The organism is Ideonella sp. A 288 (assembly GCF_002198735.1).
Classification (GTDB): domain Bacteria; phylum Pseudomonadota; class Gammaproteobacteria; order Burkholderiales; family Burkholderiaceae_C; genus Pseudaquabacterium.
Map to the genome: position 1 here is coordinate 1 of NZ_MWLO01000158.1, position 14104 is coordinate 14104.

A 14104-nucleotide genomic window follows, 5' to 3' on the forward strand; every position below is an offset into this window, starting at 1 on the left:
CGCTGGCGCGGCCGCGGCCTCGTCGGCGCTGCGCGCGCGCAACTGGGCGTCGAAGCGCAGGCCGCGGCGGAACACCTCGCGGTCGATGGGCTGCAGCGCGTCGTCGAGCACGCCGCCGGCCGGGCGGCCGATGCCGGCGGCGGACAGCGGTTTCTTCCAAGGCACGATGTACAGCACCTTGGGCAGCTCGCGGTTGCCGATGATCCGGGCGCGCTCGAGGTCGGCGCGGTCCTGCGCCGCTGCGGCGGCGCCCAGCGTGGCGAGGACGGCGGCGATGGCGACGGCGGTGGCCGCCCGTGCAGTGCTGCGGTTCATCGTGCAGGCTCCTTGGCGTGGGTGGCCAGCGCATGCTGGGGTTTGCGGTTGCGCAGGTCTGCGATCCAGCGGTCGACGGTGGCGTCACCGCCGCTGACGCGCTGGTAGGCGTCGTACTGCGCCAGCGCGCGGGCACCGTCGTGCAGGTACAGATCCCACAGGATGCCGAGGTTCAGCAGCGCGGGCGCGTAGCCGCCGTCCAGCGCCAGCGCGCGCTCGTAGGCCGCCTGCGCCTCGGCAAAGCGCCCGGCCTCGCGGTGGGCGATGCCCTCGGCATTCCACGACGCGGCCGTCCTCGGCCCGGCCGCAGCCGGCCGGTTCGCGTCGGTCGTCGCGGCCGCCACCAGCGGCGCCACCCGCTCGTCCTTGCCGTAGCGCAGCGGCCGCAGCTCGCGCAGCGCGGCGTAGCTCTTGCGCACCCAGCCGTCGTACAGGCCCTGCGCGGTGCGCTGGGCGTTGAGCGCGTGCAGCTCGATGGCCTTCTCCTCGAACGGGAAGGCCTGCTCCTCCAGCATCACCTGGTACTGCTCGGCCTCGGCCTTGCCCAGCGGCCGGCCCTTGGGCCGCGGCCGCTGCGACGCCAGCACCGCGCGGCCGAAGTCCTGGTACAGCGCGGCGCTGTGGAAGGTGGCGGCGCTGGCGCCCTCGGCCACGCCGGTGTCGGCGGCCCGCGCATAGGCCTGCAGGGCCTCGTCGAAGCGGGCCTTCTTCAGCTTCAGCGTGCGCGCCAGCGGCTCCACGAGGGCCACCTGGCGGTAGGCCTGCGCCGGCGCCTCGGCCAGTTGCAGCGCGGCCAGCGCGCCCAGCGTGCGGGTGCGCGGCGTGCGCGCGTCGCCGCCGCCGGCATCGGCCTGGCGCAGGCCGTCGAGCCAGGCCTTCGCGTCCTTGGCGCGGCCCTCGAACTCGGCCATCGCGGCCAGTCGCCAGCGCGCTTCCACGGCGGCCTCCAGCGGCTGCGGGTGGCGCTGCAGGTAGGCGGCAAAGGCCTTGCCCGCGGTGGCCCGGTCGCCGGCCTTCTCGTGCAGCTCGGCGGCGCGCCAGCGCGCGGCGCGCGCGGCCTCTGCGTCGACACCGGTATCCGGCAGCGTAGCCGCCAGTCGGTCGAACTCGGCCGCGGCCGGGCCCCAGCGGCCCAATTCGGTGTAAACCAGTGCCAGCCGCGCCGGCAGGCCTGCGGCCAGCGGGTGACTGGCGTGGCGGCGGCGGAAGTCCTCCAGCGTGCGCGCGGCGCCGGTCCAGTCCTTCAGCGCGATCATCGCGGCGGCGGCGTCGATCTGCGCGTTGGCGCCGACGGCCGATTGCGGCGCCACCGCCGCGACGCGGCCGAAGTGACCCACCGCGTCCTGCGTGCGGCCGCCCTCGCGCGCGGCCTCGCCCTGGCGGTAGATGGCCGCGGCCTGGCGATCGACCAGTTCGGCGCGGGCGCCATCCTGCGCCGGCACCAGGGCCAGTACCTCGCCGTAGGCGGCCTCGGCGGCGGCAAAGTCGCTGCGCTCGAAGGCACCGTGCGCCACCACCGTCCAGGCCACGCGGCGCTGCGTGGCCGCGGCCGGCGGCTGCAGCGCCAGCACCTCGCGGGCCAGCGCGGTGGACGCGTCGATGTCGCGCAAGGCAAACAGCGTGTCGGCGGCGCCGGTCATCACGGCGGCGCGGCGCGGGTCGTCGGCAAAGGCCGCTGCAAAGCGGCGGGCGCTGTCCACCTGGGCGCGCTGCAGCGCAGGGCGGTCGGCGGCGTCGGCGCGCTTCACGAGCTCGCCCCGGGCCAGCAGCGCGGCGTAGCCGGCGTCCGCGCTGTGCGCATGGCGCAGCGGCGCGTAGGCCGAGCGCTCGTACTCGGCTGCCGCCGGCGCGTGGCGGCCGGCCTCGGCCAACAGCTCGGCCAGCAGGAAGCGCGCGGCCGGCGCCTGCCGGTCGTTGGGGAAGGCCTCCAGCAGCGCGCCGTACCAGCGCACGGCCTCGTCGACGTCGGCCTCGCGCCGGCTCGTCTGCGCCACCGCGTGGTGGTGGCGGGCCAGCGCCGCCAGGTGCTCATGCACCCGCGGCTGCGCCCGCAGCCAGCCGGCCGGGTTGGACTGGCGCATCGCGCTGGCCGCGCCGTGCGCGACGACGAAGTCCCGCTTCGCGGCCAGTGCCAGGCCGTCGAAGCCAGAGGCCTCGTAGATGGCGATCACGCGCGACTGCGCCAGCGGCGCCTGCGGCGCCGTCGGCTGCACCTGCGCGAAGCGGGCGAAGGTGTCGGCGGCGTCCTTGCTGCGGCCCTGGCGAAGGTACAGCTCGCCGAGCTGCTCGTAGACACGCCAGGCATAGGCCTCGCGCCGGTCGCTGTGCACGTGGCCGGCGATGCTGGCCGCGCCCTGCAGGCCGTCCAGGCTGAGCGAGACGACGCGCAGCGTGTCCTCGAGCAGTTCGCGGTCGGCGCGGGTGAGGCCGGGCAGCTCGGCGATGGGTCGCTCGTCGCCGCTGTCGTCACCGGTGGGGCGGCCGCCGAGCTTCACGTCGAGCACGCCGAAGAAGGCGTCCAGCGCCTCGTCGAGCCGGCCCTGCTTGTAGCGCGACCAGCCCTGCATGTAGAGCGCGCGGTCGAGGAAGGGGTTGCCGGCGCCGGCCTGCAGCACCGCGCCGTAGGCGGCTTCGGCCGGCTCGTAGCGCCGGGCGCTGAACAGCAGCTCGCCGCGGCGGAACTCGGCCTCGTCGCGGTGCGCGGTGAGCGGGTGCGCGGCCACCAGGCGGTCCAGCGTCTTCAGCGCCGCCTCGGGCTGGCCGCCCTGCTCCTGCGCCCGCGCCAGCTGGTACAGCACGCGGTCATTGCCAGGGTCGGTCGGGTGCGCCGCCAGGTAGGCCTGGTAGCGGGCGATGGCCGGGCCGTAGTCGGGCGCGTCGCCGTCGCCGGCGCGCTTGTCGGCCAGGTCCATCTCGAGGTCGCCGAGGCGGCGCATGGCCACGGCGCGAAGCGCCTGGGTGGGGTCAACGCGCTGCGCCTGCATGGGGTCGGCACCCAGCGCCTGCCTCGGGTCGCCGCGCAGCGCCGGCACGGCCTGCGTGGCCGTCGCGCGGCCCACAACGGCCGCGGCGCCCGGTGTGCCCGGCGAGGTCGGCGCGATGGCCAGGAAGGCCTGGTAGGCGGCGATGGCACGGGCCTCGTCGCGCGGCGGGCCAGCATCGGGCACCACGTCGACGCGGCGTTGGGCCAGGCTGGCCAGCGTGGGTGCGTCGTCGCCCGCGGGTGGACGCTGGAAGAGGCCGCAGCCGGCGAGGCCACCGGCCAGCAGGGTCAGGACCAGCCCGCGAAGGCGCGGTGACGTGGCGCCCGTGGCGGCCCTAGTGCGTGGGCGCATGATCGGCCTCCCCTTGGTGGCGCGCGAGTTCGGCTGGCGCGTCCTGCAGCTGGGCCAGCGCAAAACGCGCCTGCGCGGTGTAGTCGGCCAGTCGCTGCTGCGAGCGCGCCAGCGCCGCGATGGCGGTGGCCTGCAGCACCTCGCGCTGCTCGCGGGCCAGCGCCACCACCTGCGGGTTCAGCGCGGCCACGCGCCGCGACAGCTCGGCCAGGCGCCCGGCCAGGCGCTCGAAGCGCTGCGGCTCGTCGCGCTGGGCCTGGGCCAGCGCCGCCTCGCGAAAACGGGCCTGGTCGAGCGCCGAGCCGAGCGCCGCCAACGCCTTGCGCGCGTCCCACAGGCGCTGCGGCCAGGCCTGGGCCAGCCGCCATCCCAACGCGCCATCGACGCGTCTGATCCGGTCGGCGAAGGATGCCGCCTCGGCGCCCTCGCCCAGCGCCGGCAAGGCGGCGCGCAGCTCGGCCACGCGGGTGCGCATCGCCAGCTCGGCGGGGCTGGCCAGCGCCAGGCCATCGGCATCGGCCTCGGCGCGGTCCACCTCGGCGGCCAGGGCGTCGCGCCGGGCCTGCAGCGCGGCCACGCCCTGCGCGGCGTCGTTGGCGCGGGCCAGCAGCTGCGGCAGCCGCTCGGCATAGGCCCGGCTGCGGTGCACCAGCACCTCGTCGAAGGCCAGCAGGCTGTCCGACCAGTCGCGCAGGTTGCGGTCGAACCAGCGCAGATCGCGGTGGCTCTTCAGCCCCTCCTGCATCGCATGGTCGGCCAGCAGCGGCACCAGCTGCGCGGCATGCGACATGGTCGGCGGCGCGGCGTCCACCTCGCGGCCGGGTTCGTCGCCGCTGCCGGCGTCGAGCAGCGGCGCCAGCGCGTCGGCTTCGCGGATGGCCGCGATGGCCTCGGTGAGCGACTGGCGCTCGGCCTCATAGGCGTCGATCGCGGCCTGGTAGCGCGTCAGCGCCTCGCCGCGCGCGCCCAGCTCGGCATAGGCGTGCGGCACGGCGATGCGCGATTCCAGCACCGCCGCGTCGCCAGGGTCGCGGGTGGAGAGTTCCAGCCAGGGAACCAGCGCCCGCTCGGGCTGCTTCAGCGCCGCGGCGGCCCAGCCGAAGCCCAGCAGCGCCTGGTTCGACGGCCCGCTGTCCAGGCGCACGCGCTGCAGCGCGTCGCGGGCCAGCGCGGGCTCGTCGTCGCGCAGGGCCGAGAAGCCCAGCGCGACGTTGGCGCGGTCGCGCACCTGGCGTGTTTCTTCGTCGGCGCTGGGCTCGCGGCCCAGCGCGTCGAGCGCCGCGCGGCCGCCGGCCACATCGCCGCTTTGCAGCAGCGCGATGCCGCGGTTGTAGCGGGCGAAGGGCGACGCGCCGGGCCGCTGTGCCGCGGCCTCCAGCACCGCGGCGGCCTCGGCCGAGGCGCCACGGGCCAGCAGCAGTTGCGCGTGCAGCAGGCGGCGGTCGTCCTCCAGGGTGCCGGGCAAGGACTGCCCGATGCGCGCCAGGGCAGCCTCGGCCTCGTCGAACAGGCCACGCTGGTGGCGCGAGCGGGCCAGGAAGAACCAGGCACGATCGCGCAGCGCCGGCCGCGTGGCGACCAGGCGCTCGAACACCTCGCCGGCCTCGCGGTGCTGGCCATAGGACAACAGCAGGCCGCCACGCAGCAGTTCGGCATCGTCCTCGTGGGTGGGCAGGCGGGCGAAGTGCTGCGACACCATCAGCGAGGTGATGGCCGGGAACCAGCGCTCCTGGAAGAAGCCGAAGAGCGCGTCGCCGTAGTGCGGCGCCTGCACCGGGCGGGGCACATCGGCATCGCCCGCCTGGGCGGGCACCGCCGCCGCGGGCTGGGCCCGCGCCGAGCCCGAGAAGGCGAACGCGCCGGCCAGCGCCCACAGCACGGCCAGCGCCAGGGCCGCGCGGCGCGGCCGGGGGAGGGGCGGCCGGCGCATCACTGCCAGACCTTCACCTCGAACTCAGGCTGCAGCTTCGCCTGCACGTCGCGGATCTGCAGCTCGATGTAGCGCGGGTCGACGCCTTTCTCGAACGAGAGCTTCGTGCCACGCTTGTAGTCGCGCTCATGCGGGCCGGCGCCGGTGAAGTAGGCCACCAGTTCGTGCGGGCCGGCACGCAGGTTGCCCAGGTAGAGCCGCTGCACGCCGCCGCGGTGCAGCGCCTGCACCTCGAGCGGGGTGTACAGGTGGCTGGCGACCACCTTGTCGTCCAGCAGCACCTGCACCGAGCCCAGCGAGAACAGCTTGCCCACGTCCATCGACACGAACAGCGCCACCTGCGTGCTGGCGGGGAACAGCAGTTCCTCCTCCAGCACCAGCAGGTCGCGGTTGAGGCGGATGACCTCGGCCTTGACGTCCTGCAGGCGGGTGTCGAGGCTGGCAGGCGGTGCGGAGGCGGCGGGCGCAGGCATGACCGCGGCCATCGGCGCGCTGGCTGCCGCCGCAGGTTTGACGGCCTCGTCGGCCTGCGACGCGGCGGCGCCGAGCAGCGCGGTGGCGATGAACATCGCCTGCGCGACCACGCGCCAAAGATCAGAAAGTGGACGAGACATAGAGTTGCAGCAGCGTGGCGTTGTGGGCATAGGACGATCCGGTGCGCAGGTCGGTGAAGTCGCGGTAGCCGAAGTGCTTGAACTCGACGGCGCCGTTGAGCCAGATCGGCGCCTGGCCCGTCGCCCGCGGTAGCGCGTACGACGCCTTGGCCATCAGCCCCAGGCTCGAGAAGCGGGACAACTGGCGGTTGCGCGACAGGTACAGCGTCTCGGTGCCGGCGTTGTCGCTGTAGAACAGCGCGGCGCCCTGGCGGTGCAGGCGCAGGCTGCCCTCCACCGTCCACACCTCGCCGACGTGGCGGCCGTGGCCGACTTCCAGCGTGTGCGCCTTGACGGCCCAGTTGTCCCAGTAGTAGCGGTACTCGGCGCGCAGCATGCCGATGCCGGCCACGTCGCCGCGCGCGGCAAGCGCGCGGCGCGGCCCGATCGGGTGCGCGGGTGGCGTTCGGGCACGGCCGCCCCAAAGACGCGGGCGACGCGGTAGGGGCTGCCGAGGTAGCCGTCGTCGGCCAGCGCCTCGAGGTTGACGCTGGCCAGCCAGCGCGGGCTCAGCACCTGCGTGGCGCCCAGCCGGTACTGCCAGTGCGTGGCGCGGTCGAAGAAGCCGGCAGTGCCCTTCTTGCCCACGTCGTCGGCACCACGGCTGAAGCCCAGCGCCACGGTGGTCATGCCGCCGAACACCTCCTGAGTCACGTCCAACGACAGGCTGCGCGCGCGGTAGTCGGGCTCGCTGCTCTGGCCGAGACCGAGCTTGATGGTGGCGTCGCGGACGACATGCTCCAGGCCCAGGTCGACCGCGGTGCGGCGCTCGTGGAAGGGGCTGGCGGTGGTGACGACGTCGACCGAGGCGTTGCTGACCATGTCCACGTAGACCGAGCCCGACAGCGACAGCGCGTCGCCCACGCGCTTGCGCACCAGGAAGGCCGGGCCGCTGGCGGTGGTGCCGCCACCGTCGTACACGTGCAGCAGCGCCTCGGCGCGGTTGTCGGGCAGGTCGACGGCCGCGGCCGGCGCGGCGGCCAGCAGGCTGCCGGAGGCCGCCCACAGCGCGCGGCACAGGCCCTTCCACGCGGTGCCGTCAGTTGCAGCCACAGCCGCCTCCTTGCACCGCGGTGGCGCCGCGCGCGCCTTCGCGCACCTCGTGCACGTGCGCCCGGTGGCGGTCGGCCAGCAGGTCACGCGAGGGCTTCATCAGCGGGTCGGCCAGGCGCTCGCGCTCGTAGGGCTGAACCCAGGGCCGGGGCCAGGACCACGAAGAGCACCCCGCCAAAGACGCGGCCACGATCAGCATCGGGATGAAGGCGAGGCGTGTCATTCCTTGATCAACTCCCGGATCTGCTGGTCGTAGGTGAGTTCGAGGCCGTCGCGGTAGCCGCGGTGCAGGCGGCGCACGCGGCCGTCGCGGTCGATCAGCACGGTGGCCGGCATGGCGCCCAGGTCGTAGCGCTTGACCACCGCCTTGTCGGTGTCCAGCAGCACGGGGAAGCGCAGCTCGTAACGTTCTTTCAGCGCGGCCGCCTGGCGCGGGTCGTCGTCGATGTTGATGCCCAGCAGCACCAGGCCGGCGGCGCGGTACTTGTCGTGCAGGCGGTTGAGCTGCGGCATCTCCTGCCGGCAGGGGCCGCACCAGCTGGCCCAGAAGTTGACCAGCACGACGCGGCCGCGCTGCTCGGCCAGTCGCAGGGCCGGGCCGTCCAGCGTGCGCAGCGTGAAGTCGGGCGCGGCGGTGTCGGTCTGCACCGCGGCATGAACGGGCGCGAACGCCAGCAGTGCGGCGGCGACGCAGGCGGCACGGCGTGACGAGGAAGCGTTCATGGCCATCATCAGAAGAAGAAGGTCACGCCGGTGGTCAGCTCGAGGTTCTGCGTGGTCTGGCGCTTGCCCAGCAGGTCGAGCGAGAAGACGTGGTCGCGCATGTCCACCTGGATGGCCGCCCAGTCGCGCAGGAACAGGCGCAGCCCCAAGCCCACGTTGATCGTCTGCCGCCGCTGCTGCGCGAAGCGCGTGGTGCCGATGCCGCCGATCAGGTACACCGACGAGGCCTTGGCCACATGGCGGCCGAAGAACACCTCGCCGGGCAGCACGTTCCAGCCGGCGGAGAGGTTGGCGTAGCTCAGCGTCTCCTTCGCCGTGGGGAACACGCCGCCGGGCAGGATCTGGCGGAACGACTCATCGCTGACCTGCGTGCCGGCGATCGTGGCCTCGGCAAAGAAGTCTTCGGTGAGGTGGTAGCCCAGGCGCACGCCGGCCACCGCCGACGAGCCGAAGTTCTGCGTGGCGTAGGTGCCGACGAACAGCCCCGCCTCGAAGTCGTTGCTGGGGATGCGCGGCAGCTTCAGCTCGCGGCGCTGCACCTGCGGCTGGATCACGGGCTCGTTGTCGGCGGCCTGGGCCCAGGGGGCCACGGTTGCTGCCAGCAGGGAGGCGATCAGTGCGGCGTGGGCGGGACGGTGGCGCATGGTGGCTTTGAAGGGGTTGGGGGCGTCAGAAGAAGAACGACAGGCCCAGCGTCAGCGCGCGGAACTCGCGGCTGCGCTGGTCGGAGACGAAGGCGGTGTAGAGCGTCCAGTCGGTGCGGGCCACGAAGCGCTCGGTGACGTACCAGCGCAGGCCCAGGCCAGCGTTGGCCAGCTTGGCGCGGGTGTCGACCGCGCCGACCAGGCTCTGGTTGGGCAGGTTGCTGAAGCTGCCCACGCCCACCGACAGGTAGGGCGACAGGCGCTTGTCGCTCCAGGGCTCGGCCACCGCGTTGACGTGCCAGAAGTCGGTGCCCGAGAACAGGCCCTGCACCTGGCCCACGCTCAGTTCCACACCCAGCGATTCGCCCAGGCGCACGGCGCCCCACAGCTTGAGCATCGGCTCGGACTTGAAGCGCCCCCAGGCCGCGCCCATCTCCACCCGCCGGGCCAGGTAGTCGTCGACCAGCAGGTCGCGGAAGGTCTTGGGGCTGCCGGCCGCGGTGAGCGTGCCCTGCAGTTGCGCGCGCTCGACCCAGCCCTCGGCGCCGCGCGCGCTGCGCACCTTGAACCAGTCGGTGTGGCGCAGCAGCACGACGACCGCCTCGCCGCGCTGGGCGACGTGGAAGACGGGGTAGCCGCGGCCCGGGCCGGTGCGCATCTCGAGGAAGGCATCGGCCACCTGCAAGGCCTCGGTGGTGGGCTCCGCGGTCGGGTCGGCCGCGTCGGCAGCCTGCGCCGGCAGCGCCAGCGCGCACAGCACCAAGCCCAGGGGGAACACGGTGCTCGTCATGGGTTGCAGCGTCCGGTGCGGCTGTCGGCCGGGGTGAACAGCGCGTTCGACGCGGTGCTGAATTCGTCCTGCCCCTGCGGCATCGGGTGGCCGATCCAGTAGGCGATGCGCCGCACGTTGTCGTCGTCGGCGCGCTCGAAGATCAGGCCGCCGCCGTGCAGCACGTTGGCCAGCCGCGGCTTGGCCAGCAGCAGGCTCTGCTCGGGTGCGCCGATGATCGCCATGCCCTGCGCCGAGACGAAGTTGCGGTACATCGCCGTGGCCCGCACCGCCTCGGGCGTGCTGGCAGCGTCGGCCAGGTCCACCGGCGCCGCCTGGCCGGCCAGGCGCAGCGCGCCGCCGGTGCCGTTGACGCTGTCGTGGCAGCCCGACGAGGCACAGGTGTTGGGGGCCCCGCCGGCGCCCGGTGCGGCCAGCGGCGCGACCAGGATGGGCTGCACGCAGGCCTGGAAGTAGGCGAAGGACAGCGACTGCCCGCGCACCCCCGCCGGGTTGGCGATGTCGGGGGCGTTGTCGAGCGGGCTGCCACCGCCGCAGCCGGCCACCAGCGTGACGCCCAGCGCGACGACCAGCACGACGCTCGTGCGGACAGCAACACCGGAACGACGCGTCATCTCGGGCACCCGCCGGCGATCCAGGCGGCGATGGCCTTGTAGCCCGCGCCGGCCGGCGGCAGCACCGGCGCCGCCTGCGCCAGCGCGCCGCTGGGGTGCGGCACGCGCGAAGGCCGATCGAGCAGGGTGCTGCGCGCGGGGTTGCAGGCGTCGTTGACGAGGCTCAGCGCCACGTTGAAGTCGCCCTCGGCATCGCCGGTGAGCACCAGCCGGTTGGTGGCCGGCGTGGCACCCGAGCCGCCAGTCGTGCCGGTCGCGCCGGTGCTGCCCACCGGCTGGTGGCAGCCCAGGCACTGCTCGCGCAGCACCGGCAGCACCGTCTGTGCGAAAGTGGCCTCGCTCAGCCCGGTGACGCCGCGCGGCCGGCCGTTGGCATCGAAGGGGTCGTTGGTGTACTGCCCGCCCAGGTCGATCCACTCGGCCAGCAGGCGCTGCTCGGCGCGGTTGAGCAGCGTGCGGTGGTCCAGCGCGGCGGGCGCCGGGTAGGTGCTGCGTGCGCCGCTGCCGGCCATCAGCGTGTCGCCGGAGAGCAGTTCCACCAACCGGCTCTTGCGGGCCAGGCCGATGGCCTCGCCCTGGCTGGCACCGTTATCCACCAGTGCCGGGCCGCGCACGGCCACCGGCACGCCGTCCTCCAGCCGCGTCTGCGGCTGGCCGGTGGCTGCGTCGATCAGCGGCTGGCCGTTGAGCAGGCGCTCGTAGCTGTTCAGCCGCCCGGTGCCCGCGATGCTGGTCGTCAGGTCCAGCCGCGAGGCCGGCGTATGGCAGTTGACGCAGGTGACCGCGCCGCGGTCGCGCGTCCACAGCGGCTGGATCTGCTCGGCGTAGTTGACGATGCCGCGCTGCGGCGCCGCGGTGGCCAGGTCGTCGGTGGCCAGCGTGTTGCCGGTGTAGCGCAGCGCGACGGCCTCGCGCGCCCGCACGCCGGGCCGGGTGGTGTCGGCCCAGGCGTCGGGGGCCAGCAGGTCGGCCTGCAGCAGCAGCGCCGCGGCATCCAGCCGCGTGCGCGTGCCGGCCATCGTCTCGCCGGGCTGGTGCGCCGAGGCCAGCGCGCTGCGCAGCGCCGCCGGCAGCGCGTTGACCACCGCGCCGGAGTTGAGCGCGCCGCCGCGCCGCGGGCTGTGGCAGCCGTCGCAGGTGCGACGCTCGCCCGGGCGCACCTGGATCCAGTTGGTGTGCGTCTGGAAGGCGCGGCCCTTGGCATCGACCACGGCCAGCGCGATGGGCACGTCGGCCGGCACGGTGAGCTTGATCGAGCCGTCGGGCTCGATCGGCGCATAACCCAGGATCTGCTGCTGCTCGAAATCGGTGTCGCCGATGGCCTCGCGCATGCCGGCACCGCCAGCGGGCGGCGCCACCGCGCGCACCACGCGCAGCAGACGCGCCGGGCTGCAGTGGTAGGCCGGGTCGGCCGGGTCCTTCATGCGCGCCAGGTCGGCCACCTGGGGTCGCAGGTCCTGCGGGTCGGTGGGCGCGATCTTGGGGATTGGCTGGGCGCAGGCGCCGGCGCGGTCGGCCTCGGCGATCACCGCGTCGCCCATGCGGCCCAGGCCGTCGGTGTCGTAGACGCTGCGCACCTCGATCAGGCCCAGGCCCTGCGTGGCCAGCGCGGGGTCGATGGTGGTGGCCTCGGCGGTGCTGGGCTCGGGCCGCGGCAGCAGCGCCACCGGGTCGGTGTACATGAAGCCCGGCGGCGGCGAGGCCACGTTGAGCCAGGTCTGCTTGGCCGGATCGTGCATGTAGATGCCGTAGGCTGCAGGAGCGTTGTCCTGCAGCGTGTCGGCGGCCGCCTCGGCGCGGCTGCGCTCGCTGGTGATGCGGCGCATCTCGTCGGCGTTGAGGCTGGCGCAGGGCACCACCACGCCCTCGCGCAGCACCTCGCAGGGGCGGAAGGCGGCCAGGATGCGGTCGGTGCCGTCCCACAGCGGATAAGGCGTGGTGACGCGGCCGAACATCGACAGCCCGCGCTCGATGGCCAGGGGCTGCGCGGTGATCTGGCGCTGGCCGCCCTGGGCCGGCGCGCTGGCGTTGGCCGGCGTGTCCTTCTCGGAGTAGTTGGCGGCGTCCACCAGCACCAGCGCCCCACCCTCCTGCGTGCCCGACAGCGGCATCAGGCTGGTGGCCACCTGGCCCTTGAACGCACCAGCCGGGTCCATGTCGCGCGGGTGCAGGTAACTGTTGCCCTCGCTGTGCGCGCCGTAGAGCACGAACAGGTCGGTGCCGTCGGGCTTGGCGCGGAAGATCGTGAAGTGGTTGCGCCCGCCGACATGGTCCCAGCGCGAGAACATGATGTCGCCGTTGGGTCGCACCACCGGGTTGCGGTCGTGGCTCTGGTTGAACGAGATCTGCGCGATGGCACCGCCGTCGGCGTCCATGGTGTGCAGGTTGAACACGCGCTCGCGCTCGTACTCGTCCAGCGCCAGGTAGTTGCGGCCCAGCGCCTGCAACGCGCGCGAGCGGGTCTGCCGGTTCGACGTGAAGACGATGCCGCGGCCGGCCGGCAGGTAGACGGGGTCGACGTCGTCGCTGTCGGTGCTGTGCGTGAGGCGGCGGAAGCTGCCGCCGAGCAGACCGCCCGACTGTGTGGCGGACCGCATGTCGTATTCCCAGACGTTCCAGCGGCCAGTGCAGGCGGGTGCGCCGTCGATCGTCGAGGTGTTGGCCACCGGGCAGCGCATCGCGAAGACCACGCGCTTGCCGTCGTAGGACACCTCGGGGTCGGACGCGTCGCCCTGCCCCTGCGTGAAGCGCGCGGTGAGGTTGTGCTCGGGCGCGCTGGGCGACGATTGCTCGCGCAGCATCAGGTCGCCGCCGGCCGCGCCGGGCGCGCCGTTGGTCGGGTTCATGCGCACGCCCACCGGCCGCTTCACGTAGACGATGGGCACGTCGGGCGACACGGTGACGGTGCTCTCGGCGCGGTCGGTGCCGCCGCCGCTGCAGGCTGCGATGCCGCTGGCCAGCCACACGGCTGCGGCGAACCACACGATCAGCCGCTGCAAAGCCTCCCTCATGCCGGCCCCCCAAGCCGCCGCGTCAGCGCGGGCGTGGCGAGGAGGAGGCCCTCGGCATCCACCACCAGCGCCTCGGCGTCGGGCACGCGGCCGACCAGGCGCAGGCCGGCGTCGATGCCGTGCACGCGCAGGGCACGGGCCAGCGCGTCGGCGGCCAGGCCGTCGTTGGCCATCACGGTGGCCATGCGCCAGGGGGCCAGGCCGGTGTCGGGCCCGACACCGGGCCAGGGCTCGGGCTGCAGGGGCCGGCGAAGGCCCTCGTGCTCGAAGGCCTGGGTGCCGTCGCCTTCGGCGCACAGGGCCAGGTCCTGCAGCGGCAGCAAGGCCAGCGGTGTCTCGCCCAGGCGCTTGTCGCGCAGGCCCAGCACCCAGGGCATGCCGCGGCGATGGCCCACCACCCGCGCATGCCCGCCCACGGCCACGCAGGCATGGCGGATGCCGTGGCGGGCCAGCACGACGCCGCAGGCGTCCACCGCGTGGCCGCGGGCGGCGCGGCCCAGATCCAGTTGCACGCCGGGCCGGGCGAAGCGCAGCGTGCGCTCGATCGGGTCCAGTTGCAGCAGCGACCAGGGTGCGTCGGCGGCGTCGCCGCCCGGCGAGCCCGCCACGATGTCGAAGGCGCCGCGCGTCAGCGTGGCCAGTGCCACCGATCGAGACAGCAGGCGGAACAGTTCCTCGCCCAGCCGCACCGGGCCGGCAGCGGCCATCGCATTGGCACGCGATAACTCTGAATCAACGCGTGCCGTGCTCAGCAGGCGGTTGATGCGGTGCAGCTCGGCCAGCACGGCGGCGATGGCCGCCTCGCCGCGCGGGCGATCGTCGGCCCACAGCTGCACCTGCACCACCGCGCCCATGATGACCTGCTCGCGTTTCAGCCAGCTGCCCTGGGCCATGGCGGGTCCGCGCGGCGCCCCCATGCCGGGGGCATGGGCCGAGCCCGGCGCCGCAGGATGCGCAGGGCGCATCGCGCTCGAAAGCGTGGTGGTTTGCATGCCGGTCTCCTCCTCGATGGACAGGTGCCGGCGCATCTTCGGCC

At 74.2% G+C, this 14104-nt stretch carries 12 protein-coding genes and 2 pseudogenes; all 14 read right to left on the bottom strand.

Annotated features, from left to right (window positions below):
• Positions 1 to 315: hypothetical protein (locus EOINJALH_RS28805; RefSeq protein ID WP_144290212.1), on the bottom strand; the 315-nt coding region annotated here is incomplete at its 3' end.
• Positions 312 to 3650, bottom strand: a complete 3339-nt coding sequence (locus tag EOINJALH_RS28810; RefSeq protein WP_088286754.1) for a tetratricopeptide repeat protein — start codon at positions 3648 to 3650, stop codon at positions 312 to 314. The genes EOINJALH_RS28810 and EOINJALH_RS28805, both read right to left, overlap by 4 nt.
• Positions 3634 to 5580 (bottom strand): tetratricopeptide repeat protein, encoded by a 1947-nt coding sequence (locus tag EOINJALH_RS28815; protein WP_088286756.1) that lies wholly within the window; start codon positions 5578 to 5580, stop codon positions 3634 to 3636. The genes EOINJALH_RS28810 and EOINJALH_RS28815 overlap by 17 nt, the downstream gene beginning before the upstream one ends.
• Complete coding sequence (locus EOINJALH_RS28820; RefSeq protein ID WP_234414091.1) at positions 5580 to 6149, bottom strand: AraC family transcriptional regulator; 570 nt, start codon at positions 6147 to 6149, stop codon at positions 5580 to 5582. Before EOINJALH_RS28820 ends, EOINJALH_RS28815 begins: the two co-directional genes overlap by 1 nt.
• 25 nt (positions 6150 to 6174) lie before the next feature.
• A complete protein-coding gene (locus tag EOINJALH_RS32440) occupies positions 6175 to 6348 on the bottom strand; it encodes a hypothetical protein (RefSeq protein ID WP_199873505.1) in 174 nt (57 codons plus the stop codon).
• 57 nt (positions 6349 to 6405) lie between these two features.
• A pseudogene (locus EOINJALH_RS33565) lies at positions 6406 to 6570 on the bottom strand (DUF3570 domain-containing protein); the annotation flags it as partial.
• A gap of 302 nt (positions 6571 to 6872) precedes the next feature.
• Positions 6873 to 7055 (bottom strand): annotated as a pseudogene (locus EOINJALH_RS33570) (hypothetical protein); the annotation flags it as partial.
• A 217-nt stretch (positions 7056 to 7272) separates the two neighbouring features.
• Entirely contained in the window at positions 7273 to 7509 is a 237-nt protein-coding gene (locus EOINJALH_RS28835) for a DUF4266 domain-containing protein (RefSeq protein WP_088286762.1), read from the bottom strand.
• Positions 7506 to 8009, bottom strand: a complete 504-nt coding sequence (locus tag EOINJALH_RS28840) for a TlpA disulfide reductase family protein (RefSeq protein WP_234414092.1) — start codon at positions 8007 to 8009, stop codon at positions 7506 to 7508. Before EOINJALH_RS28840 ends, EOINJALH_RS28835 begins: the two co-directional genes overlap by 4 nt.
• 8 nt (positions 8010 to 8017) lie before the next feature.
• Complete coding sequence (locus EOINJALH_RS28845) at positions 8018 to 8653, bottom strand: outer membrane beta-barrel domain-containing protein (RefSeq protein ID WP_088286763.1); 636 nt, start codon at positions 8651 to 8653, stop codon at positions 8018 to 8020.
• Positions 8654 to 8678: 25 nt separating this feature from the next.
• Positions 8679 to 9443 (bottom strand): SH3 domain-containing protein, encoded by a 765-nt coding sequence (locus EOINJALH_RS28850; RefSeq protein WP_088286765.1) that lies wholly within the window; start codon positions 9441 to 9443, stop codon positions 8679 to 8681.
• Entirely contained in the window at positions 9440 to 10057 is a 618-nt protein-coding gene (locus tag EOINJALH_RS28855) for a hypothetical protein (RefSeq protein WP_144290213.1), read from the bottom strand. The genes EOINJALH_RS28850 and EOINJALH_RS28855 overlap by 4 nt, the downstream gene beginning before the upstream one ends.
• On the bottom strand, positions 10054 to 13068 hold the full coding sequence (locus EOINJALH_RS28860) for a hypothetical protein (protein ID WP_088286769.1): 3015 nt from the start codon (positions 13066 to 13068) through the stop codon (positions 10054 to 10056). Before EOINJALH_RS28860 ends, EOINJALH_RS28855 begins: the two co-directional genes overlap by 4 nt.
• Positions 13065 to 14060: an FAD:protein FMN transferase gene (locus EOINJALH_RS28865; RefSeq protein ID WP_158219937.1), complete on the bottom strand. Its 996-nt coding sequence runs from the start codon at positions 14058 to 14060 to the stop codon at positions 13065 to 13067. Before EOINJALH_RS28865 ends, EOINJALH_RS28860 begins: the two co-directional genes overlap by 4 nt.
• Between the last annotated feature and the right edge of the window lie 44 nt (positions 14061 to 14104).